The following is a 22,638-nucleotide window of genomic DNA, read 5'->3' as shown; positions in this document are numbered from 1 at the left end:
CCTTATATAGTCGTTGGTTAGTGAGAGATTTTAGCCTGCCTGCCGGCAGCGGGATGTGGCCTGCCGCACCACGCCATTTCCGGTAGACTCAACCGTCGCCCCACCCGTATCTCCGCGGGCGCGGCGTGATCAGCCATAGCAGCCTATCAGCCATGCCGGAACAAGGGCGCCGCCCGAGGGCAGCGCCGATGATGAGCAAATCTAGCGCAATGCAGTCTGAATCTTTCAAGCCCGGCTCCGGCCAGCCTGACGCGGCCACCCCGGGGGCGGCTGCGGCACAAGGCCGGCAGGAACACGAGCGGATAGAGAATTATCGCACGCAGATCGTTTTCGATCTGTCCGAGCTGCCCGAGGCCGAGTGGGACACCCTGGTGGCGGCCCAGCCCGGGGCCACGCCGTTCCTGCGCCACGCCTTCCTGCACGCCATGCATGCCAGCGGCAGCGCCTGCGACGAGACCGGCTGGAGCCCGCGCTACCTGACGCTATGGGCGCCGCGCGCCGAGGGTGGCGAGCGCCTGGCGGCGGCCATGCCGCTGTACGCGAAGTCGCACTCCTACGGGGAATACGTGTTCGACTGGGCCTGGGCCGACGCCTACGCGCAGCATCGCCTGCCCTACTACCCCAAGCTGCTGTCCGCGCTTCCCTTCACGCCCGTGCAGGGTGCGCGGCTGCTGGCCGAGGACGAAGACGCGCGCCGCTGCCTGCTGCAATGTGCGCTGGCGGTGGCGCAGCAAAGCCAGCTGTCCTCCCTGCACGTGCTGTTTCCCGACGAGCACGAGGCCGCGCTGATGGAAGACGCCGGCATGCTGATGCGCCACGGCGTGCAGTTCCACTGGACCAACCCGGGCTATGAGAGCTTCGAAGCGTTCCTGGCCACGCTTTCGCAAAAGAAACGCAAGAACATCCGCGCCGAACGGCGCCGCGTGGCCGATGCCGGCATCACCTTCCGCCAGTTGCGGGGGCCCGAGATCGACGAGGCGCAATGGCGCTTTTTCAACCGCTGCTACCGGCAAACGTACCGCGAGCACCATTCCACGCCCTACCTGAACCTGGATTTCTTCCAACGCATCGGCGCCGCCATGCCGGAGAACCTGCTGCTGGTGGTGGCCGAGCGTGCCGGCCAGCCGATTGCCGCGTCCCTGGTGGTCTATGACGACGATCCGGCGCGCAGCACCCTGTTCGGGCGCTACTGGGGCGCGCTCGAGCACCACCCCTGCCTGCATTTCGAGACGGCTTACTACCAGCCGCTGGAGTTTTGCATAGCCCAGGGCATCCGCACCTTCGAAGGCGGCGCCCAGGGCGAGCACAAGATGGCGCGGGGCTTCCTGCCAGTGGCGACGCGCTCAGCCCACTGGCTGGCGCACCCGTCCTTTGCCGATGCCGTGGAGCGTTTCCTGGTGCGCGAGCGCCAGGGCATCGATGCCTACCTGGACGAGCTCAACGACCGCACGCCGTTCGCACGCAGCTAGGGCGGCTTGCCCGGCGTGGGTCTAGCGCCACATGCGCCGCAGTGTGTTATCGCCCAGCATGTAGTGGTGGAACAGCGCCGCGATGGCGTGCAGCCCGATCACCGTGTAGAAGGCGGTGCCCAGTGTGCCGTGGACTTCCTCCAGGGTCTCTTTCAGGTCCTTGCTTTGCGCCACCAGCGAGGGCAGCTCGATGCCCAGGCCTGGCACCGTCAGCAGGTGGCCACCGGCGTTGAGGGCCAGCAGGCCCAGCACGGGCTGCGCGAAAATGAACAGATAGAGCGCAAGGTGCATGGCACTGCCGAGCAGCTGCATCCAGCGCGGACCGGGCTCGGGCGCCGGCGCGCCGCGCACCAGGCGCCACAGCAGGCGCGGCACCGCCAGGATGAGCACCAGCGCGCCAGCCCATGTGTGCACCGACATCGACAACGCCCGGGAAGCGCTGCCCTTGGGCAGAAAACCCTTGAGCTCGATCGCCGCGTACGCGGTGGCTATCAGCAGGAACACTGCCCAGTGGAAGAACACCGCCGGGCCGGAATACCGTGCCATGGCGGACGGCGTCGAATAGGTAGCGGACATGGGATTTGGCAGTTTGCCTGCCGAGTTGTTCTGTGATTGAAGCTTAACCCACCGGCTTTATGGCGTCTTTGGTTTCCATCAAGCCTGGCGCAACAAAAAACCCCGCCGCAGCGGGGTCTTTTCAGCATCGGTTCAGCCACACGCCGGAATCAGGCATGACTGACCTTGGATGCCGGAGCTTACTTGGTGTAGTTCGCCACGCCGTCGGTGATTTCCTTGTGGGCTTCTTCAATGCCGGCCCAGCCTTCCACCTTGACCCACTTGCCTGCCTCGAGTGCCTTGTAGTTCTCAAAGAAGTGCTTGATCTGGTCCAGCAGGTTCTGCGGCACGTCCGACAGGCCCTTCATGAAGGCGGTGGCGGGCGACAGCTTGTCCAGCGGCACGGCGACCAGCTTGGCATCCACGCCCGACTCATCGGTCATCTTGAGCATGCCCAGCGCGCGGCAGCGCACCACTGCGCCGGCCAGGATCGGGAACGGCGAGAGCACCAGCACGTCGACGGGGTCGCCGTCGCCCGACAAGGTCTGGGGAATGAAGCCGTAGTTGGCCGGGTAGCGCATGCCCGTGCCGATGAAACGGTCGACGAAGAGCAGGCCGGTTTCCTTGTCGGCTTCGTACTTCACCGGATCGCTCTGGGCGGAGATTTCGATGATGACGTTGAAATCGTTCGGGATGTCCTTGCCGGGGGAAACGAGGTTGAAGCTCATGCTTGCTCTCCAGATGCCTGTGTTTGAGGATGGCGGGCATTATAGCGTTTCGAAGCTGACCCAGGCCTGACGCGGCGCGTGCCTTGCGCGTCTCGCGCCGTGAGTGATAATGGCGGATTGTCCGAAAGTCGCATCGACAGGCGCACTGCCAGCCACAACCTGGCAGTCGCATCCAGCCGGAGCCATCCAATGCACGCCCAGCACTTCGTTGCCAACCGCCTGATCGCGCCGGACTCCGGCTTGCGCATCAAGGTATTCGACCCATCCAGCGGCGAGCCTTTCGCCGAAATCGCCCGCGGCAACGCGGTCGACATCAACGTGGCCGTCCACGCCGCGCGCCAGGCCGCCGACGGCGCCTGGGGCGCGATGGCGCCCGCCGAGCGCTCCCGCCTGCTCAACCGCGTGGCGCTGACGCTGATCGAACACGAAACCGAGCTCGCCGCGCTGGAAGCGCGCGATACCGGCAAGCCCCTGCGCCAGGCCACCGCCGACGCGCGCGCCGTGGCGCGCTACTTCGAGTTCTACGCCGGCGCGGTCGACAAGCTGCACGGCCAGACCATCCCCTACCAGCCCGGCTTTACCGTGCTGACCGTGCGCGAGCCGCATGGCGTGACCGGCCACATCATCCCGTGGAACTACCCGCTGCAGATCTTCGGGCGCAGCGTGGGCGCGGCGCTGGCCACGGGCAATGCCTGCGTGGTCAAGCCCGCCGAAGACGCCTGCCTGTCGCTGCTGCGCGTGGCGGAACTGGCGGCCGAGGCCGGCCTGCCCGAGGGCGCGCTGAACATCGTCACCGGCTACGGCCATGAAGCCGGCGCCGCGCTGGCGCGCCACACCGGCATCAACCATATCTCCTTCACCGGCTCGCCGCAGACCGGCAAGCTGATCGCGCAGATGGCAGCCGAGCACCACGTGCCGGTCACGCTGGAGCTCGGCGGCAAGTCGCCCCAGATCGTCTTTGCCGATGCGGACATCGACGCGCTGGTGCCGGTCATCGTCAACGGCATCGTGCAAAACGCGGGCCAGACCTGCTCGGCCGGCAGCCGCGTGCTGGTGGAACGCCCGCTTTACAACGCCGTGCTCGACCGCCTGGCCACGGTGTTCGAGTCCTTGCGCGTAGGGCCGTCGGAGCTGGACCTGGAATGCGGCCCGCTGATCAACCGCAAGCAGCAGCAGCGCGTCTGGGATTTCGTCTCCGACGCGCAGCACGCCGGCATTACCGCCATGGCGCAAGGCCAGATCGTGGCGCAAGCGCCGGAGTCCGGCTATTACCAGGTGCCGATGCTGTTCCGCGACGTGCCGCCCACGCACCGGCTGGCGCAGGAAGAAGTGTTTGGCCCGCTGCTGGCGGCCACGCCGTTCGACACCGAGGCCGAAGCCATCGCGCTCGCCAACGGCACGCCCTATGGCCTGGTCGCCGGCATCTGGACCCGCGATGGCGCGCGCCAGCTGCGCCTGGCGCACAAGCTGCGCGCGGGCCAGGTCTTTATCAATAACTACGGTGCCGGCGGCGGGGTAGAGCTACCGTTTGGCGGCAGCGGGCAGTCAGGCTACGGCCGCGAGAAGGGCTTCGAAGCCCTGTACGGATTCACCACACTGAAAACCATCGCCATTCAACATGGGTAATATCAACTTCCTGTCCGTCGCCTTCGCCATTTTCTTCTTCTGGATGGCGTGGCACGTCAGAAACAAACGCGCCACCAACCCCTCGGCCATGCCGCGCCTGCAGGTCTTCAAGCGCAAATGGGGCGACACCGTGGGTGACCGCGTGCACTGGTGCCTCTACGTGGCGCTGCCCTTCCTGCTCGCGCTGATGATGGTCGCCAACGCGCTGCGCGGCCGCGGCCCGTTCTCGCACTAAGGCATTCGCCCGGACACAGCAGACGTTTTTCCGGCGCCGCACGCGGCAAGCGGCGCCTACCCAGCGGTATCGTGCAACCAGAAAAATAGATCCATGTAGATCTACAGATCCAAGAGGAGACAGCATGACAACAACCGCAGTACACTCCGGCGCCGCCGACCCCGCGTTCGAGGATGCCACCTACCGCAAGGTGACCTTGCGCCTGGTGCCGTTCCTGTTGCTTTGCTACGTGGTGGCGTACCTGGACCGCGTCAACGTCGGCTTCGCCAAGCTGCAGATGCTCGGCGACCTGAAGTTCAGCGAGACCATCTACGGCCTCGGCGCGGGCATCTTCTTCATCGGCTACTTCCTGTTCGAAGTGCCCAGCAACGTGATCCTGCACAAGGTCGGCGCGCGCATCTGGATCGCGCGGATCATGATCACCTGGGGCGTGATCTCGGCGGCGATGATGTTCGTCACCACGCCGACCATGTTCTACGTGCTGCGCTTCCTGCTGGGCATTGCCGAGGCCGGCTTCTTCCCCGGCATCATCCTCTACCTGACCTACTGGTACCCGTCGCACCGGCGCGGGCGCACCACCACCTATTTCATGACCGCGATCGCGCTCTCCGGCGTGATCGGCGGACCGCTGTCGGGCTGGATGATGCAATCGTTCGACGGCCGCAACGGCTGGTCCGGCTGGCAATGGATGTTCCTGCTCGAAGGCATCCCGTCGGTGCTGGTGGGACTGGTGGTGCTGGCCTACCTGGACGACCGCATCGTCCACGCCAAGTGGCTGAGCAACGAAGAGAAGGCCCTGCTCCAGCGCAACATCGCCAATGAGGATATGCACAAGGAAGACGCGCCAATCGGCAAGGTGATGTCCAGTCCGCGCGTGTGGCTGATGAGCGCGATCTACTTCAGCTTCGTGATGGGCCTGTATGGCGTCAGCTTCTGGCTGCCCACCATCATCAAGCAGACCGGCGTGAAGAGCCCGCTGGACATCGGCCTGCTCACCGCCATCCCCTACGGCTGCGCGGTGGTCGGCATGGTGCTGGTGGCCTATAGCGCCGACCGCACCCGCGAACGCCGCTGGCATATCGCCGTTCCCGCGCTGCTGGGCGCAGTTGGCCTGGTGCTGTCGGTGCAATGGCACAACAATACCGTGCTGGCACTGCTCGGCCTGACGCTGGCCACCATCGGCATCCTGACCACCCTGCCGCTCTTCTGGAGCCTGCCGACCGCCTTCCTCGCTGGCACGGGCGCGGCCGCGGGGATTGCGCTGATCAACTCGCTGGGGAATCTGGCCGGGTTCATCAGCCCGTACGCGGTGGGCTGGTTGAAAGACATGACGCAGAGCACGGACTCCGGGATGTACTTGCTGGCGGCGTGCCTGGTGGTGGGTGCGGCACTGACGCTGTCGGTGCCGGCGCGGATGGTGAACAAGTAGGAGAATGACGGCGAGCGCCACATCGAGCGCCCGCCCTCTCCCCCGGCCCCTCTCCCACAAGTGGGAGAGGGGAGCCAACCATCGGCAAGATCAACCAACTGTGGTAGCCGTGTGAAGCGCCCGAAGGGCGGGCCACACCCCAACGCGATGCGAAGCGAGCCGTCAAGGTGTACCAAGGCCGTATGGGGCGCCTCGGGATTCGGCGAAAAGAGCGGAAAAGAGGGACCCATGTCTGAGCATCGCCTTAAGGCGATGCGAGTTTGGGTCCCGGCCGCTCTTTTCGCCGAATCCCGAGGGGTAGTCGCCCCATCCGGCGCGCCTTTTTTGCCTACTTTTTTGGCAAGACAAAAAAGTAGGTCGCCGCCCCGCAGGGGTGGTGAAACTGCAGTTGAAGTTGCAGTTGAAGTTAAGCAGTTGAAGTTGATTTTGCAGTTGCCTTCAAGCACCCCCCCCACCCGCATCCTCCCCAAGCATCTGCGCGACCGACCCCGCCATCCCGACAGCCCGCTCACCCAGCAAATGCTGCAACGTAGTGAGCAGCTCGTCCTCGTTATACGGCTTACCCAAATAAACATTCACCCCGATCTCGGCCGCATAACGCCGATGCTTCTCCGCCGTGCGCGAAGTGATCATCACCAACGGCATATGCGCAGTCCGGCTATCCGCCCGCACATTGCGCGTCAGGTCAAAGCCATCCATATGCGGCATCTCGATGTCGACCAGCATCGCGTCCGGCATCACCTCCTGCAACTGCCGCAACGCGTCCACGCCATCGCGCGCCAGCACCACCTGGTAGCCAGCCCGCGTCAGCAAGCGATGCGTGACCTTGCGCACGGTCAGTGAGTCGTCGACCACCATGACGGTCGGCTGCGTGGCCAGCCCTTGCACCGGGGCCGCGCCGCCTGGCGAGAACTCGGCCACCGCGCCCAGCGTCGGCTGCTGCGCCAGCTGGGGCAGATGCGGCAGAGCGGCAAGCTGCGGACGGGCCAGCTCGCCGCGCTCGCGCACGAAGCGCTGCGCCAGCACCACCGGGTTGTAGATCAGCACGATCTCGCCATCGCCAAGCGTGGTCGCGCCGGCAATGCCCTCGAGGCGTGCCAGGTGCGGGCCGATGTGCTTGACCACCACTTCGCGGTTGCCGATGACTTCGTCCACGTGCACGGCGATGCGCTCGACACCGCTGCGCACCACCACCACTGGCGAATACTTCTTGCCTGCGGCTACCGCCGGCGTTTCTTCCAGCAGCGTGCCGAGGTAGTGGAACGGCACGGCGCCGCCGGGCGCGTCGAGGCTGCCCTGGTTGTACGCTTCGAGCAGGCCTTGCGAGCGCAGCTGCTGAACCTGATCGATCATGCCGCTGGGGATGGCGAAGGGCCGCCCGCCCAGCGTGACCAGCAGCACTTGCGTAATGGCGGTCGTCAGCGGCAGGTGCACGGTAAAGCGGGTGCCCTGCCCGGATTGCGTGACCAGCGCGATGCGCCCGCCCAGCGCCACCGTTTCGGCGCGCACCACATCCATGCCGACGCCGCGCCCCGCCAGCTCCGACACCGTATCCGCGGTGCTGAAGCCCGGGGCGAAGATCATCTCGGTGAGGCGGGCATCGCCCGCGTCATCGTCCGGCGCCAGCAGCTCGCGCTCGATGGCGCGCGCGCGGATGCGTACGAGGTCCAGGCCGCCGCCGTCGTCCACGAAGTGCAGCACCACTTCATTGCCTTCTTGCTGCACTTCCAGTGTGAGCGCGCCGGTGGCGGGCTTGCCCGCGGCGCGGCGCACGTCGGCGGACTCGATGCCGTGCACAACGGCATTGCGGATCAAGTGCTCGATCGGTCCGGCCATGCGGTCCAGCACGGAGCGGTCGACCTCCACGGTGCCGCCCTTGATCAGCAGGCGCACTTCCTTGCCGGTCTCGCTGGCGGCCTGGCGCGCCACGCGATACAAACGCTCGGCCAGCGCGTCGAACTGCACCATACGCGCCTGCATCAGGCTACGCTGCAAGCCACGCGTGAGGCGCGCTTGCGCGTCGAGGTCGCCGGCGGCGCGGTCGAAGCCGCGCTGCAGGTTTTGCTCGACGGTGGCCACGTCGTTGACCGACTCGGCCATCATCCGCGTCAGCTCCTGGAAACGCGTGAAGCGATCGAACTCGAGCGGATCGAACTCGACCGTGTGCTGGGCATCGGCGGTGCGCGAGGCCATCTGCGACTCGGCCTGGATCTCGATCTCGCGCAACTGGCCGCGCAAGCGCGCCACGTTGTCGTTGAGCTCACCCAGGTAGCTGCGCATCGCGTCGAGCTCGCTCTCCAGCCGCGCGCGCGTCGCGCCGACTTCGCCGGCATCGGTGATCAGCGTATCGAGGGTGCGGGCCTGCACCCGCACCAGCGCGCGCTGGCGTTCGACGGCATCGGTGGCGGGGGCCAGCGCAGCGCCCATTGCGGGCACCGGCAGGGGTGTCCCAACCGGCCGCATGGGCGCACTGGGCAGCCACGGCTGCACCGTGGCGGGCGACGCGGCGTGGCTGGCAACGCCGGCTTGCGGCGCGTCTTGCACAAGCTCGGGTGCGGCTGCGGGTGCGGCCGGAACCGGCGCCGCGTCCGGCGCGCTGTTCTGCCCGCTCATGGTGTTGATCAGCTCGGGATCGTCCACCGGCAGCAGGCGGCCGGCCTGCAGCGCCTCGCTATGCGCGAGGATGCGGTCGTACCAGGCGTACAGGCGCACGAACAAGAGCGGCCCCACGCGATCGGCGCGCACGGCGGCATCGAGCAGGGTTTCCATTTCGTGGGCGGCCTGGCCCAGCGCCATGGCGCCAGCCATCCGGGCGCTGCCCTTGAGCGTGTGCAGCGCGCGCAGGATCAGGCCGGCGTGGCTGGCATGCTCGCCATCGCCGCAGGCGGTCTCCCAGCCACGCAGCAGCTTGCCCAGCTCCGGCAGGCTGCCGTGCGCTTCTTCCAGGAAAATCTCGACGAGCGCCGGATCGGGGGCTTCCTCGGCAACCTCGGCGACCGCGGCGACCTCGGTGGCTTGCTCGTGCGGCATATCCGCGGCACCCGGGGCAGCTTGGGCTTGCACCGCATGCAGTGGCGTGACGGTGGCGTCGTGCAGCATGCCGGCATTGGCCGCGCCGGGCAGCTTGCCGAACAGCAGCGCAACCGGCGCGTCCTCAAGCTCGGCCAGCAGTTCCACCGCCGGCAGCGCCAGGCGCGGGCGCACCATGGCGCGCTCGCCAAGCTCCAGCAGGCTGCGGCAGAGCGCGTCATCGGCGGCAGGCCAGATGCCCGCGGCAAACTGGTGCAGCATGCCGCGCACGCGCTCCACCGCCTGCTCCAGCAAGCGGAAGTCGCCCGGGTGCATCGCCACCGGGTGCGCGCCGAGCTGCAGCATCAGGCGTTCAAGCGCCTCGGCAATGGCGCGTACCGGCTCCAGGCCGACCGTGGAAGCGCTGCCTTGCAAGGTATGCGCAACACGCAGCGCCAGCTCGCTCGGGCAGGGACGGCCCTCGTGGCGCCACTCGGAGAGATCGGTGGCGAACTGGCGGATGAGGTCGTCGGCTTCCTGCAGGTAGACGTTGTAAAGCGGCAGGCTGATGCGCACCGGGCCGATCAGCTTGAAGTGGTCGTTATCCTCGGCTGGCGTGCTGGCAAAGCGGAAAGGAATGACCTTGGCATCCCCGGCTGCGGCGTTGTCTGCTTCGGCCTCGGCCGGGTGCCCTGCATCCTGCGCCGGGGGCTGGATCCCTGGCATGGGTTCCAGGTCCATCCCCGATTGTGCTTCTGGCACCGGCTCGTCGCCGGGCTGCGCCACCACCAGCTCAATCCCGGCTGCCTGCACCGGCACGGTCACCGCTTCGGCGATGTGCTCCGGCTCGGGCTGCTCACCCGCGCGCACAGACTGCGCCGCGGCCAGCAGGCCGGTGGCATCGTGCGCGGCATGGGCATCGCCGCGCAGTGCGCTCACCCAACCAGACAGCTCATCGTGCGCACGCAACAGCAAGTCCAGCAGGGCCGGCGCCGGGGCGCGGGCCTCGGCAATCCAAAGGTTCATCACCTGCTCGATTGCCCAGGCTGCTTCGCCATAGCGATGCAGGCCGACCATCCGGCTGGATCCCTTGAGCGTATGAAAGGCGCGACGCAGGCGGCTGATGGTATCGGCATCCGCCAGGGCGGGAAGGCCGCCGCCGAGATCATTGGCGACCTCGCCCAGCACCTCGACCGCTTCGGTCAGGAAGATATCCAGCAGTTCGGCGTCGATGGCGGCGGTATCGGCCGCGGCGGGCATGGCTGCCGCGGGCGCGGGCGTGCCGGGCGCGCTGGCCGGCAGCGCCTCGGCCAGGGCCACCACCAGGCGCTCGGCCGCGCCGTGGGAGCCGGCGAGCCAGGCATTGAACTGCGTAGTGGCTTCGCCGGCCTGGCGGCGCAGGCCAGCTGCGTCGTCGATGGCGGCCTGCTCGTTCATCGCCTGCAGTGCCGCGCGCAGCGCCTTCACTTCGGGCGCGTCGGCGGCGGCCGGATGGCGCATCGCCTCGTTGGCCGCCGCGCGCGCCTTGGCTAGCAGCGTCGCGTGGGAAGCCGCGCCGCCCGGCTCGTCTTGCGCGGTAACGTCGACAGCATCGGCATGCGTGTCCCCCGATGCGGCACGGCCAAATGCCAGCGCATCGATAAAGGCGTGCACAACACCCAGCTCGCCGGCAATCGCGGCAAGGCGGCCAGCGCGCTCGCTCACCGCGTCGGCAGCGCTGGCAGGCTCGCCTGCATCCTGCGTGGCGCGGGCGCCGGCCAGCCATTCCAGCGCTGGCATCACGCGCTCCAGCGCCGCCGCTACCGCAAGCGCGTCGGCCTGCAGTGCTTCCGGCAGCGCGCCGGCCTCGCGCAAGCCATCCAGCGTGCCGGCGAGTGCCGCGAACGCGCGTTCGGCGTCGCGCAGGTGCGCGCCGGCTTCGGCGCGGGCCGCATCGCGGTCGTAGGCATCGAGCCAGGATTCGCCGCTGTCGAGGTGGCCGCGCAGCTGTGCGACTGCCGCCTCGCGCACGCGTTGCGTGCGCGCCTGGTCCACCATTTGCGCGAGCCAGCGCGGCGCTTGCGCACCGGGCTCGCCACGCTCGTGCGCGCCAAGGTACGAGGTCAGTTCATCGCAACGCCGCGCGAACTCGGCCGCCGCCGCGTGCCCGGTGCTGCCATGCACGCGCCATGGCTGCGCCAGTGTCCGCCCCAGGAACAAGGCAATGGCGCTGGCGCCAAAGGGATCTTCGGCATCGGGGCGGACCCGCAGCGCGGCATCCAGGCAGCGCAGCAGCGCCGGCTGGGCCAGCGGCTGCGCGGCTTCGGCCAGCACCGCGAGCGCGTTATGCCATTCACCGTGATCCGGGCCAGCGGCAGCGGCCCGCTCGAGCGCGGTCGCCGCCTGCTGCAGGTTGCGGGTGTCGATCGGGTCGAGCCAGCCGTAGTAGCGCACGCGGAAGTCGGCATGCACGGCGGCATGCGCCGCGTCGATGCGGAAGGCTTGCAGGCATTCGCGAATGGCGGAGCGCAGCACCAGCACGGGCGCGCTTTGCGGTTCGTCCGCGGGCGGCATACCGCTGGTGGTGACCAGCAGGTACACGGCATCGTTGAGCAAGGCTTGCGGCACCCGCACCTGGCCCTGCAGGTACTGGCGCAGCAGCAGGTGGGCACGCCCGGCCAGCCGCTTGGCCAGCAGGTCCGAGGGCAGCAGGCCGTGGGCCAGCGCGCCGAACACCAACGCCAGCACATGCCACACGCCGCGGTCCGGATGGTCGGTGGCGCGGCGCAGTTCCTGCTCGCTCGCGCGTACGTCTTCCAGCGCGGACTCCAGCGGCAGATAGGCCTCGTGCAACAGGCTCGGCTCGGCGCACGGCACCGGCAAGCGCAGCGCCTTGAGCAACGCCGCCTCGAAGCGCTGGCGCGCGCGCGTGACCGTGGAGGCCATGCGCATCGGCAGCAGGATGCCAGGCAGCATCTGCAGCTCGTCCACCCACAGGTCGGCGGGGTGCACGCGGTCTTCGCCAAGGCGGCCCAGCACGTCGGCATAGGAACAGAACAGCCGCACCGGGTCTTCGTCGTCGCCAACCATCAGGTCGTCGACGTACTCGGCCAGCGCTTGCACACCCAGGCGGAACACGGCCAGCGTGCGGGCGTCGGCGGGCACGGCGCCGCCATCGATGCCTTCGAGCAAGCGGCGCATCGCCTGGCAATACGGATCGACCCCGCGCAGGCCAACGATGTGCACCGCGCCGGCGGCCTGGTGCAGGTGCTGGCCGGCCAGGCGCAGCGAAGTGGTGTCGCGCGCGCCCAGCGCCTCGGGCGCCTGCTGCACTTCATCGACGTAATGGCCCAGCTCGGCCGCGGCGTCATCCAGCGCGGCGCGCAGGCTCGGCGCCAGCCAGGCCAGCACGGAAAGATCACGGGCAACCGGCGCCGCAGGCTTGCTGGCCGGGGCGGACAGCTCGGCGGACAGGTCCGGCGAAGGGATCGGCGCCAGCGGATCCGGCACGGCCGGATCGGTGCCGGCGGCCTCGCGCGAGACAGGGAAATTCAATGACATGACTGCTTCCAATGCGTCCAATGCGGTGGCGCCGGTCCGTGGCCCGCATCCGCGCGGGCTCGCGTTGAACACCAATGCTGACTCGTCAGGCGATCTTGAATCGCAGCACCGAATTGCGCAGCTCTTCGGTCAGCAAGGTCAGCTGGCGCACCGAGAGTGCGGTCTGGCGCGTGCCGGACGAAGTCTGCTCGGTCACCTGCAGGATCCCTTCGATATTGCGTGCCACCGCGGTAGCCAGCCCCGCCTCATGCGAAGTGGTCTGGGAGATCTGCTCGATCAGCTCGGCGAGCTGGCGCGACACGCGGCCGATCTCCACCAGCGCGGCGCCGGCGTTGTCCGACAGCTTGGCCCCTTCCACCACACCCTGGGTGCTGCGCTCCATGGCGTGCACCGCGTCCTGGGTGTCGGTCTGGATGGTGCGGATCAGCGCGCCGATCTGCTTGGTTGCCTCGCCGGAGCGCTCCGCCAGCCGCTGCACTTCTTCGGCCACCACCGAGAAGCCGCGCCCGGCTTCACCGGCCGATGCGGCCTGGATGGCGGCATTCAGCGCCAGCACGTTGGTCTGCTCGGTAATGTCGGAAATCAGCTCGACGATTTCGCCGATCTCCTGCGAGGATTCGCCCAGGCGCTTGATGCGCTTGGAGGTGTCCTGGATCTGCTCGCGGATGTCGTTCATGCCGACGATGGCGTTCTGCACCGCGTGCTGGCCCTGCTCGGCCGCGGCCAGCGAGGCGCGCGCCACGTTGGCGGATTCCGCCGCGCCGCGCGAAACCTGCGTGATGCGGTCTGCCATCTCCACCACCGATTCGCCGGTCTGGCGGATCTGGCGCGATTGCTCCTCCGAGGCGGCGACCAGCTCGGTCGAGGTGTCCTGCACCTGCCCCGATGCCTGCGTCACCTCGCCGGCGGTCTGCTGCACCCGGCCGACCAGTTCGCGCAGTTCTTCCACCGTGTAGTTCACCGAGTCGGCGATGGCGCCGGTGATGTCCTCGGTCACGGTGGCTTGTTTGGTCAGGTCGCCGTCGGCAATGTCCTGCAGTTCGTTCATCAACTGCAAAATCGCCTTCTGGGTCGCGTCGTTGTTGCGCTTTTCATCCAGGCGGCGGGCTTCAGCCTCGCGCTCGCGGGCCTCGGCTTCGAGGGTACGGGCACGCGAGTCGCGCAGGTACAGCGCGGCCAGGCCGGCCAGGAACAGCAGCGTGAGCAAGGCCGAAACGATGGTGGCGCCCAGCGTCAGCGGACGCACGCGCGCGCCTTGCGCATAAGCAGCCTGCAGCGCGGACAGCTCACCGCGCAGCGCCTCGTTGTCGTTGAAGATCTGCTGCTGCGCGCGCTTGGCGGCGATCAGGCCGGGCAGGTTCTGCAGGATGGTCTGGGTGGTCTTTTGCACCGCGTCGAAACGTTGCGACAGCTGCTGCAGGTAGCCGCGGGTTTCGGCATCTCCCGCCGCCGACAGCCGCAGCGCTTCGCTGCCGTTCATCAGGCCGTCCAGGGTTTCGCGGAAGGTATTGGTGTCCTTGCCGAGCAGGAACGCGGTTTCCGGGTTGACGCCTTCGCCCGCCAGGAACTCGTTGAGGTTCTTACCCAGGCGCTGCGTCAGCATCACCAGCTGCGCGGAGGCAGCCACCTCGCGCGCGTTGGCCCCGCTTTGCAGCTTGATCGCCGCCACCTGCTCCGCGCTTTCCAGCAGTTCGGGGTTGGAGGCGTTGAAGATCTGCAGCGTCTGGCCGATGGTGGTCAGGGTGGGCTGCTGGGCCAGCACGTCGCCCGCGCTCTTCTCGGTGCGCTGCCAGGACTCCATGGCTTTTTCCAGCAACGGCGCGGCGGCCGCGCCGGTTGCGCGCACGTGCTTGGCATCGCTGCCGTTTTGCAGCGCCTGCAAGTCGCCCGCGAGCTCGCTCTTGGACTGGCGCAGCTGCGTGAACGCCTGCGCGTTGCCCAGCAGGGCCACCGGCACGGCCTTGGCCAGGCGCTGCGAGTGCATCAGCATGTCGCCGGCGATCTCGATCTGCGCCGCGCCGTTGTCGGCTTCGCGGTTATCGAAATACACCGATGCCAGCAGCGCCGCCAGCGACAGCACCACGCCGATGGTCAGTGCGCGCTGCTGGCTGGCAAACGGGATGCGGGACAGCCGGCCCGAGAGCGTCTCGGCCGGGGTGCTTCGCGTGCTGGGCGCGGCTGCGGCGTCTGCCGCCAGTTCGGCGGCACCAGCCGCCGGTGCCTGGCGACCCAGGCTGAACATCTTGAAACCCATAGCACCCTCTGTCCGTTATTTTTTGAATTTGATTTGTCGCCGCACCGTTGCGCCGTTGCGGCGTCGCATCCTTGCCAGCGGCGCCGCGCGGCGTTCAGGCAGCCTGCCGGCCCACCTGCAGGAAGGCCGGCGACGCCAGCAACCTGCGCACATCGAGCACCTGCCAGTCGCGCCCGTCGCGATCGGCAAAACGCGCGCCCTCCCAGTCCGGCACCGCCTCCTGCCCCGCCGGCGGCGCGTTCGCCGCTTCCACCGGCAACGACAGGTCGCCGGCATGGCGCAGCCCGATCACACGCGTGGCCAGGATGCCGCAGGCACGCTCCACTTGGCGCGACAGCACCACGATCTTGCTGCCCGGCTGCAGCGCGGTGGCTCCCTCGCCGCAGAACAGGCCGAAATCGATCACGCCCAGCAGGCTGCCGCGCGCGTTCACCAGCCCGGTGTACCAGGACTGCGTGAGCGGCACGCGGCTGGGCTGGCGCATCTCCAGCACCTCGCCCGTCTCCGGCAACGGCAGCAGCCAGTGCCGCTGTCCCACCTGCAGCCCCAGGAAGCTGTCCACCGCCGGCAGGTTGCGCGCCTCGCGCAGCCGGCGGGCCAGCATGGCCTGGTAGTCCTGCAGCCGGGTCTGGCGGGCACGAAGATCCTGGCGCGGCGCGGTCATGGTTGGTTCCGGTGAGAAGGCAAGGATGGGCTCGGATGCAAGCGGGCAGGAGGCCGGCGCGCGGCTCAGTGCGCCAGCGCAGCGATCTTGGTCAGCAGTTCTTCGCCATCGACCGGCTTGACGACGTAGTCGGCCGCGCCCTGGCGCATGCCCCAGATGCGGTCGGTGTCCAGGCCCTTGCTGGTGCACATGATCACGGGGATGTCCTTGAAGCGGTCGTCGCGCTTGATCGCGCGGGTCGCCTGGTAGCCGTTCTGGCCGGGCATCACCACGTCCATCAGGATCAGGTCGAAGGGTTCCTTCTCGAGCCGGGCGAAGGCTTGTTCGCTATTGCCGGCCACCGAGACCTTGAAGCCCTTCTTGCCGAGCAGGTCGGACATGAACAGGGCTTCGGTGGGGGAGTCGTCGACGATAAGGATTTTGCTGATTGTCATGATGATTGGTATTCCTTGGATTGCGCTCAAGCCGGCAAGGGGCTGGCCACGGCAACGGCACGTGGCACGCAGGCGTCTACCGCCTGCAGCAGCGACTCACGGGTAAAGGGCTTGGCGAGATGGTCTTGCGCGCCGACCAGGCGGCCGCGCGAACGGTCGAACACGCCGTCGCGGGAGGACAGCATGATCACCGGGATGGCATGGAACCGGGGGCTTTTCTTGATGAGGGCGCAGGTCTGGTAACCGTCCAGGCGCGGCATCAGGATGTCGCAGAAGATCAGGTCCGGATGCATGTCGCCGACCTTGGCGAGTGCCTCGAAGCCGTCTTCGGCCAGCAGCACCTGGCAGCCGGCCTGGGACAGGAAAATCTCGGCGGTGCGGCGGATGGTGCTGGAATCGTCGATGACGAGCACCTTGCGGCGCGCAGGCGCACGCGCAGCTGCGCCGCTAGCGCCGGCGCCAGCTTCGACCGCGCCGCTGACCTCGGCGTTGACCCGAATACCTTCTTGTAGTTGAGCGACCCGCATCTCGTTCCCGCGACCAGCGTGTTTCCCTGACGGAAACGCCGGCATTCACTTGAGAACTTCCGCGCAAGGCAGCCTGGCCGCCCCGACGGACCCCCGAAACAAAACGATTAAATTCCCGAAAACACGCCGGCGGGAAAGCCCCGATGCCCGGCAAACGGCGGCGCGTGGTACCCGCGCCTGCCGCGGTCCACCCCCCAAAGGGCGGATTTTCAAATTTGAAACAGAGTGTGACAAGTCGCCGTGGGGCCGTCAATCCGGAATCTCGGGCAGCCCCTGGCGATCTGTCGCATCGACGCGACGCGCCGCGGCGGGCTGAGGCCCCAAGCGGGGTCGTCACGGTCGCGTCATGGTGACGCATGGCCAGATCACGCCATCCAGCCTGTGCCGGCTGGCGGCGCGGCAGTGCTAGCGTTGCTGTTTAGCAACTCCAGCCAGCCTGGAGCATGTCAGAGCGCCACCATCTCGAAATCTTCCTTGCGCGCGCCGCATTCCGGGCAGGTCCAGTTGATGGGCACGTCTTCCCATTTGGTGCCGGGGGCAATGCCGTCTTCGGGCGCGCCGGTAGCTTCGTCGTAAATCCAGCCGCAGATCAGGCACATCCAGGTCTTGTATTCCATAACGGTCCAGTCACTCTCCATTAAAATTCAGGGCCAGATGGTACCGAATCGGCGCCGCCGGCGCCAGCCGGGCTAGCAGGATTCGGGCCAAATACGCCGTGTTCGCGCACGTTACCGCGTAAATGCCTCGCATTTGAGCCTTTTTGCCGGCATCTTCAAGGTAACTTGCTGCCTGTTAGAACGCGTTTCTCCCGCTTTTGATTTCACGCAAAGCCATGTCTCGTAACCAGCAGCTCTTCGACCGCGCACAGCAAACCATTCCGGGCGGCGTCAATTCGCCCGTGCGCGCCTTCCGCTCGGTGGGCGGCACGCCCCGCTTCATCACGCGCGCCGAAGGCGCATACATGTGGGACGCCGACGGCCAGCGCTACATCGACTATATCGGCTCCTGGGGCCCGATGATCGTCGGCCATGCCCACCCCGAAGTGGTGCGCGCGGTGCAGGAGACCTCGGCCCACAGCTTCTCGTTCGGCGCGCCGACCGAGGCCGAGATCGAGATGGCCGAGGAAATCTGCAAGCTAGTGCCGTCAATCGAGCAGGTGCGCCTGGTTTCCTCCGGCACCGAGGCCACCATGAGCGCGCTGCGCCTGGCGCGCGGCTTCACCAAGCGCGACCTGATCGTGAAGTTCGAGGGCTGCTACCACGGCCACGCCGACAGCCTGCTGGTCAAGGCGGGCTCCGGCCTGCTGACCTTTGCCGACACCACCAAGAACGCGCCCTCCTCGGCCGGCGTGCCCGCCGACGTGACCAAGCACACCATGGTGCTGGAGTACAACAACGTCGAGCAGCTTGAGCAAGCCTTTATCAAGCACGCCGACGAGATCGCCGCGGTGATCGTGGAGCCGGTGGCGGGCAACATGAACCTGGTGCGCGCAAGCGACGCCTTCCTGCAAGCCATGCGCTCGCTGTGCACCAAGCATGGCGCCGTGCTGATCTTCGACGAGGTGATGACCGGCTTCCGCGTGGCGCTGGGCGGCGCGCAGGCGCACTACGGCATCACGCCGGACCTGACCTGCCTGGGCAAGGTGATCGGCGGCGGCATGCCGGCGGCGGCCTTTGGCGGCCGGCGCGACATCATGGCCTGCCTGGCGCCGCTGGGCGCCGTGTACCAGGCCGGCACGCTGTCGGGCAACCCGCTGGCGGTAGCGGCCGGGCTGACCACCCTCAAGCTGATCCAGGCACCGGGCTTCCATGACCGCCTTGCCGCGCAAACCCGCAAGCTGGCCGACGGCCTGGCCGCGGCGGCGGTTGATGCCGGCGTGCCGTTCGCGGCGGATGCCATCGGCGGCATGTTCGGCCTGTACTTCCGCGAGGGCGTGCCGGGCAGCTTTGCTGAAGTCACGCAGTGCGATACCGCGCGCTTCAATCGCTTCTTCCACGCCATGCTGGATGCCGGCGTCTACCTGGCGCCGTCCGCCTTTGAGGCCGGCTTCGTCTCGGCACAGCACGACGACGCGATCCTCGCCACCACCATTGAAGCCGCCCGCAAGGCTTTCGCGGCCTGAAGGGCTGGGTTGTGTGGGCTTTGAACTGCAACTGCAACGGCTTAACTTCAACGGCTTAACTTCAAGGGCAACTGCAGTTTCACCTCCCCTGCGGGGAGGCGACCTACTTTCTTGTCTCGCCAAGAAAGTAGGCAAAGAAGCGACCCGGGGTACGACTCACTCACATAGGTGACACTTGAGTTCAAGCACATAGGTGACAGTTTTCTACCCTGCATGGGCGAGCCTGGAAGGAGACGCCCATGCCCTGGAGCGAGCTGAGACCCATGGACCAACGAATTCTGTTCATCGCCGATCATCTGCGGCAGCTCGAGAGCGTCAGCGCCCTGTGCGAGCGTTATGGCATTAGCCGGAAGACCGGCTATAAGTGGATAGAACGGTACGACAGCGAAGGGCTGGAAGGCCTCGCCGAGCGCGGGCGCAATCGGCATTGCCAGGAGCGGTTGCCGGATGGGATTCGCCAGGCGATTCTGGAGCTGCGCACGCAGGGCGGCCTGGAGCAGGGCCCGAAGAAGATCCAGAAGCTGCTGGAAGGGCGTTTTGGCGCCGAGGCCGTGCCGTCGCGCACGACCATCTACAACGTGCTGAAGCAGGCTGGACGAATTGTCTCGCGGCGCGTGCGCCGCCGGGTGATGCCGCACGGCGGGGTGCTGAGGTCGGCGCACGAGCCCAACGGGCTGTGGAGCGCGGACTTCAAGGGGCAGTTTCTGACCGGGGATGGGCAGTGGTGCTATCCGCTGACGGTGATGGATCATGCGAGCCGTTATCTGCTGAGCTGCCAGGGCCTGCGCGGTACGCAGCTGGTGCCGACGCAGGCGGTGTTCGAGCGGTTGTTTCGCCGCTATGGGTTACCGGACCGGCTGCGCACGGACAACGGCGTGCCCTTTGCGAGCATCGGCTGTGGCGGGCTGTCGCGGCTGTCGATCTGGTGGCTGAAGCTGGGGATCATGCCGGAGCGCATAGCCCGCGGGCATCCGGAGCAGAATGGGCGGCACGAGCGGATGCATGGCACGCTCAAGCGCGCCACGGCCCAACCGCCTGCCACTACGTTGCGGGCACAGCAGCGGCGGATGGACGAGTTCCAACGTTTCTACAACGAGCAAAGGCCGCATGAAGCGCTGAACCAGAGCACACCGCAGAGCCGCTATGTGGAGTCAGGCCGAGCGTATCCAAAGCGGCTGATGCCAATGGAATATGCGAGCTACGTCGAGCCCCACAAGGTGACGAGTGGTGGTTTGATCTACAAGGCTGGCAAGATCATTTATGTGGGGCATTTGCTCTATGGCGAAACGGTCGGACTGGAAGCAATAGGCGAAGGATTGTGGCGTGTCTACTTCGGCCCAATGGCATTGGGCCAAGTCGATGAACGCCAGGCCAGAAAAGGCTATCTAACCCTCAAAGTGTTACCTATGTGAGTGAACTCGTTTGTTACCCATGTGGTTGACTCGTACACCGGATGGGGCGAAAGCCTCCTCGTCGTCGGGCGAAAAGAGCGGCCGGAGGCCAAACTCGCATCGCCTTAAGGCGATGCTCAAACATGGCCTCCTCGTTTCCGCTCTTTTCGCCCGACGACGAGGCGCCCCATAACGGGAGATGAAAACCCAGACGGCTCGCTGCGCATCGCGGGCGGGTGATTGCCGCCTTGGGGCGGCAATCACGGCTACACCAAATCGAAATTTGACCCCTCTGTGGTAAGCCGTGTTTCCCGCCCCCAGGCGGGAAACACACATGCGCGATGCGAAGCGAGCCGTCAAGGTGTGCCAAGGCCGTATGGGGCGCCTCGGGATTCGGCGAAAAGAGCGGAAAAGAGGGACCCATGTCTGAGTATCGCCTTAAGGCGATGCGAGTTTGGGTCCCGGCCGCTCTTTTCGCCGAATCCCGAGGAGGTAGTCGCCCCATCCGGCGCGCCTTTTTTGCCTACTTTTTTGGCAAGACAAAAAAGTAGGTCGCCGCCCCGCAGGGGTGGTGAAACTGCAGTTGAAGTTGATTTTGCAGTTGAAGTTAAGCAGCCCCCCTTAACACTGAAGGCCTGAAAACTCGAAAGCCCACCAGGTCAGCCAAGCAATTCAGCAGCCACCACCCCAAGCTCCTCGCAAGCCCGCGCCAGAGCCGCCTCCAGCGCCCCGCTAGCAGGCGTCATCGGCGCACGCAACTCATTGCGCAACCATCCTTCACGCGCCAGCATGGCCTTGAGCGGGCCCGGATTAGGCTCGGCAAACAGCAGCTTGATCATCGGCATCAATGCATGGAAAAGCCGGCGCGCATGCTCAAGCCGCTGCCCCGCCACGGCCTGCGCAAGCGCCACGAACAGCGCCGGATACAAATGGGCAGAAGCGATGATCGCGCCCGTGCCGCCCAGGCACAGTGTGCCCAGCAACTGGTGATCCTCCCCCGCCAGCACGCTCAAGCGAGCGTCGGCAATGACGGCCTGCGTGCCGAGGTAATCGCCGCCGCAATCCTTGATGGCGCGGATATTCGGATGAGCGGCCAGCGCCAGGATGGTTTCCGTCTCCAGCTTCACGCCGGTCCGGTAGGGAATGTCGTACAGCACCAGCGGCGCTGGGGCGCTGTCGGCCAGCGCACGAAAATAATCCAGCAGGCCGGCCTGCGACGGACGGACGTAATAGGGCGCGGGCGCCAGCAGCCCGGCCAGCGGCCGCTCGGCCAGCCGGCGCACGCGCGCCTGCACCTGCTTTACCTGGCTGCCTGCCACGCCCATCATCACCGGCAAGCTGCCGGCGTTGGCCAGCACGGTATCCAGCACGGCCAGTTGCTCGGCCTCATCGAGCGCGGCCGCCTCACCGGTGCTGCCGCACACCACGATCCCGGCGATGCCGCTGCCGGCGTAGTGCAACACCAGGCGGGCCAGCTCGGGAAAATCGACCGAGCCGCCGGCAAATGGCGTCACCAATGGCAGCCAGATTCCTGAAAAAACTTGTGGTGCCTGCGAATCCTGCTGGGCTTGCTGGGCTTGCGCTTGATCTACTGCTTGCATCGGATCACTCCTGTACGACCGGTCAATAAAAACCGTGCAGAAGCGCGCCGGGTGGCAGATGAGCCCGCGTGGGGCAGTGGGAAAGCCTGAACCTTGAAACCTGGCCTCGCCCCTGTACGCTGGTACGCAGGTGCCGCTCCGTCGCTCATCTGACGGAAGCAGCGCCCCGGTCAGACGAGCGGCTGTTTTTTGGCTTTGGCGCGCGCCGGCACCTGCCGCTGCGAGGCAGGGCAAACAAGTGCGGAAATCGACGGAACAGCGCGCATGGCAGGTTGGGGCTGAATGGAAGCACACCGTGGCAACCACGGCAGAAACGACAATCTACCGGGACGGACGGCCTGCCGTCAACTGCACCCGGGCCGATCCGCTTGCGCCGGCCGGCCCCTGCGCTACACTGGGGACTCCACGAATTCCGGAGTCTTCGATGCGCGCATCCCCTTCCCTGTCACTGTCCTCCGGGCGCTCTGTGCTGCGCTGGCTCATGCTGGCCTTGTGTGCAGGCCTGCTGTCCGCCTGCGGGTACAACGACTTCCAGTCCAAGGACGAGGCCGTCAAGGCGGCCTGGGGCGAGGTGATCAACCAGTACCAGCGCCGCGCCGACCTGATCCCCAACCTGGTCAATACCGTCAAGGGCTATGCCACGCATGAGCGCGAGACACTGGAAGCCGTGACCAAGGCGCGCGCCGCGGCCACCAGCATCCAGGTCTCGCCCGAGACCCTCAACGACCCGGAAGCCTTCAAGCGCTTCCAGCAAGCCCAGGGCGAGCTGAGCGGCGCGCTGTCGCGCCTGCTGGCGGTGTCGGAGAACTATCCGCAACTCAAGGCAGATGCGTCGTTCCGCGACCTGCAATCGCAGCTCGAGGGCACCGAGAACCGCATCACGGTGGCACGCCAGCGCTATATCACCGCGGTGCGCGACTACAACATCCTGGCGCGCAGCTTCCCCACCAACCTGACCGCCATGATCTTCAAGTACCCGGTCAAGCCGTCTTTCACGGTGGAGAACGAGAAGGCCATCTCGGCACCGCCCACGGTGAAGTTCTGATCCCGGACC

Annotated in this window: 16 protein-coding genes; 7 read left to right on the top strand and 9 right to left on the bottom strand. The window is 66.9% G+C overall.

The annotated features are described in order from the left end of the window. The first annotated feature begins 209 nt into the window (after positions 1 to 209). Complete coding sequence (locus ACX12D_RS04505) at positions 210 to 1,469, top strand: GNAT family N-acetyltransferase (RefSeq protein WP_459373087.1); 1,260 nt, start codon at positions 210 to 212, stop codon at positions 1,467 to 1,469. Positions 1,470 to 1,490: 21 nt separating this feature from the next. Here ACX12D_RS04505 and ACX12D_RS04500 read toward each other — a convergent pair whose 3' ends face one another. Both ACX12D_RS04500 and ppa read right to left on the bottom strand, forming a co-directional pair. Then, complete coding sequence (locus ACX12D_RS04500) at positions 1,491 to 2,045, bottom strand: cytochrome b (RefSeq protein WP_459373086.1); 555 nt, start codon at positions 2,043 to 2,045, stop codon at positions 1,491 to 1,493. A 179-nt stretch (positions 2,046 to 2,224) separates the two neighbouring features. After that, on the bottom strand, positions 2,225 to 2,752 hold the full coding sequence (gene ppa / locus ACX12D_RS04495) for an inorganic diphosphatase (RefSeq protein WP_043344428.1): 528 nt from the start codon (positions 2,750 to 2,752) through the stop codon (positions 2,225 to 2,227). Positions 2,753 to 2,941: 189 nt separating this feature from the next. Here ppa and ACX12D_RS04490 point away from each other — a divergent pair, with 189 nt between their 5' ends. The 3 genes from ACX12D_RS04490 (at position 2,942) to ACX12D_RS04480 (ending at position 6,042) form a co-directional block, all read left to right on the top strand. Beyond that, positions 2,942 to 4,378, top strand: coding sequence for an aldehyde dehydrogenase family protein (locus tag ACX12D_RS04490; protein ID WP_459373085.1), 1,437 nt, complete (start codon positions 2,942 to 2,944; stop codon positions 4,376 to 4,378). After that, on the top strand, positions 4,371 to 4,613 hold the full coding sequence (locus tag ACX12D_RS04485; RefSeq protein ID WP_006162792.1) for a hypothetical protein: 243 nt from the start codon (positions 4,371 to 4,373) through the stop codon (positions 4,611 to 4,613). Before ACX12D_RS04490 ends, ACX12D_RS04485 begins: the two co-directional genes overlap by 8 nt. Positions 4,614 to 4,737: 124 nt before the next feature. Beyond that, positions 4,738 to 6,042, top strand: coding sequence for an MFS transporter (locus ACX12D_RS04480; RefSeq protein ID WP_459373084.1), 1,305 nt, complete (start codon positions 4,738 to 4,740; stop codon positions 6,040 to 6,042). A gap of 438 nt (positions 6,043 to 6,480) precedes the next feature. Here ACX12D_RS04480 and ACX12D_RS04475 read toward each other — a convergent pair whose 3' ends face one another. The 6 genes from ACX12D_RS04475 to ACX12D_RS04450 form a co-directional block, all read right to left on the bottom strand. Further along, positions 6,481 to 12,591, bottom strand: coding sequence for a hybrid sensor histidine kinase/response regulator (locus tag ACX12D_RS04475; RefSeq protein ID WP_459373083.1), 6,111 nt, complete (start codon positions 12,589 to 12,591; stop codon positions 6,481 to 6,483). 85 nt (positions 12,592 to 12,676) lie between these two features. Then, positions 12,677 to 14,845, bottom strand: coding sequence for a methyl-accepting chemotaxis protein (locus ACX12D_RS04470; RefSeq protein ID WP_459373082.1), 2,169 nt, complete (start codon positions 14,843 to 14,845; stop codon positions 12,677 to 12,679). A 94-nt stretch (positions 14,846 to 14,939) separates the two neighbouring features. Beyond that, the gene (locus tag ACX12D_RS04465; protein WP_459373081.1) at positions 14,940 to 15,509 is read right to left on the bottom strand and encodes a chemotaxis protein CheW; all 570 of its coding nucleotides are present in this window, start codon (positions 15,507 to 15,509) and stop codon (positions 14,940 to 14,942) included. A 65-nt stretch (positions 15,510 to 15,574) separates the two neighbouring features. Then, a complete protein-coding gene (locus ACX12D_RS04460) occupies positions 15,575 to 15,943 on the bottom strand; it encodes a response regulator (protein ID WP_043344417.1) in 369 nt (122 codons plus the stop codon). A gap of 26 nt (positions 15,944 to 15,969) precedes the next feature. Then, positions 15,970 to 16,470, bottom strand: a complete 501-nt coding sequence (locus ACX12D_RS04455; protein WP_459373080.1) for a response regulator — start codon at positions 16,468 to 16,470, stop codon at positions 15,970 to 15,972. Between the two features lie 446 nt (positions 16,471 to 16,916). Beyond that, positions 16,917 to 17,087: a rubredoxin gene (locus ACX12D_RS04450; RefSeq protein WP_006159034.1), complete on the bottom strand. Its 171-nt coding sequence runs from the start codon at positions 17,085 to 17,087 to the stop codon at positions 16,917 to 16,919. Between the two features lie 215 nt (positions 17,088 to 17,302). Here ACX12D_RS04450 and hemL point away from each other — a divergent pair, with 215 nt between their 5' ends. Beyond that, positions 17,303 to 18,592 (top strand): glutamate-1-semialdehyde 2,1-aminomutase, encoded by a 1,290-nt coding sequence (gene hemL / locus ACX12D_RS04445; protein WP_459373079.1) that lies wholly within the window; start codon positions 17,303 to 17,305, stop codon positions 18,590 to 18,592. Between the two features lie 239 nt (positions 18,593 to 18,831). Then, entirely contained in the window at positions 18,832 to 20,004 is a 1,173-nt protein-coding gene (locus ACX12D_RS04440) for an integrase core domain-containing protein (RefSeq protein WP_459372795.1), read from the top strand. A gap of 638 nt (positions 20,005 to 20,642) precedes the next feature. On the opposite strand, the gene dapA is transcribed toward ACX12D_RS04440, so the two are convergent. Further along, the gene (gene dapA, locus ACX12D_RS04435; protein ID WP_459373078.1) at positions 20,643 to 21,584 is read right to left on the bottom strand and encodes a 4-hydroxy-tetrahydrodipicolinate synthase; all 942 of its coding nucleotides are present in this window, start codon (positions 21,582 to 21,584) and stop codon (positions 20,643 to 20,645) included. A 424-nt stretch (positions 21,585 to 22,008) separates the two neighbouring features. Between dapA and ACX12D_RS04430 the strand changes: the two genes are divergently transcribed. After that, positions 22,009 to 22,629, top strand: coding sequence for a LemA family protein (locus ACX12D_RS04430; protein ID WP_459373077.1), 621 nt, complete (start codon positions 22,009 to 22,011; stop codon positions 22,627 to 22,629). The last annotated feature ends 9 nt before the right edge of the window (positions 22,630 to 22,638 follow it).

Source organism: Cupriavidus sp. PET2-C1, assembly GCF_054515855.1.
The sequence above is the reverse complement of the archived record's forward strand: the minus strand, read 5'-3'. Positions and strand labels throughout refer to the sequence as shown.

Coding starts and splice junctions, on each gene's coding strand:
- ACX12D_RS04430 (WP_459373077.1), top strand. CDS start 22,009: ATGCGCGCATCCCCTTCCCTGTCACTGTCCTCCGGGCGCTCTGTGCTG.
- ACX12D_RS04490 (WP_459373085.1), top strand. CDS start 2,942: ATGCACGCCCAGCACTTCGTTGCCAACCGCCTGATCGCGCCGGACTCC.
- ACX12D_RS04455 (WP_459373080.1), bottom strand. CDS start 16,470: ATGCGGGTCGCTCAACTACAAGAAGGTATTCGGGTCAACGCCGAGGTC.
- dapA (WP_459373078.1), bottom strand. CDS start 21,584: ATGCAAGCAGTAGATCAAGCGCAAGCCCAGCAAGCCCAGCAGGATTCG.
- ACX12D_RS04465 (WP_459373081.1), bottom strand. CDS start 15,509: ATGACCGCGCCGCGCCAGGATCTTCGTGCCCGCCAGACCCGGCTGCAG.
- ACX12D_RS04505 (WP_459373087.1), top strand. CDS start 210: ATGCAGTCTGAATCTTTCAAGCCCGGCTCCGGCCAGCCTGACGCGGCC.
- ACX12D_RS04460 (WP_043344417.1), bottom strand. CDS start 15,943: ATGACAATCAGCAAAATCCTTATCGTCGACGACTCCCCCACCGAAGCC.
- ACX12D_RS04440 (WP_459372795.1), top strand. CDS start 18,832: ATGCCCTGGAGCGAGCTGAGACCCATGGACCAACGAATTCTGTTCATC.
- ACX12D_RS04480 (WP_459373084.1), top strand. CDS start 4,738: ATGACAACAACCGCAGTACACTCCGGCGCCGCCGACCCCGCGTTCGAG.
- ACX12D_RS04475 (WP_459373083.1), bottom strand. CDS start 12,591: ATGTCATTGAATTTCCCTGTCTCGCGCGAGGCCGCCGGCACCGATCCG.
- ACX12D_RS04485 (WP_006162792.1), top strand. CDS start 4,371: ATGGGTAATATCAACTTCCTGTCCGTCGCCTTCGCCATTTTCTTCTTC.
- ACX12D_RS04470 (WP_459373082.1), bottom strand. CDS start 14,845: ATGGGTTTCAAGATGTTCAGCCTGGGTCGCCAGGCACCGGCGGCTGGT.
- ACX12D_RS04500 (WP_459373086.1), bottom strand. CDS start 2,045: ATGTCCGCTACCTATTCGACGCCGTCCGCCATGGCACGGTATTCCGGC.
- ppa (WP_043344428.1), bottom strand. CDS start 2,752: ATGAGCTTCAACCTCGTTTCCCCCGGCAAGGACATCCCGAACGATTTC.
- ACX12D_RS04450 (WP_006159034.1), bottom strand. CDS start 17,087: ATGGAATACAAGACCTGGATGTGCCTGATCTGCGGCTGGATTTACGAC.
- hemL (WP_459373079.1), top strand. CDS start 17,303: ATGTCTCGTAACCAGCAGCTCTTCGACCGCGCACAGCAAACCATTCCG.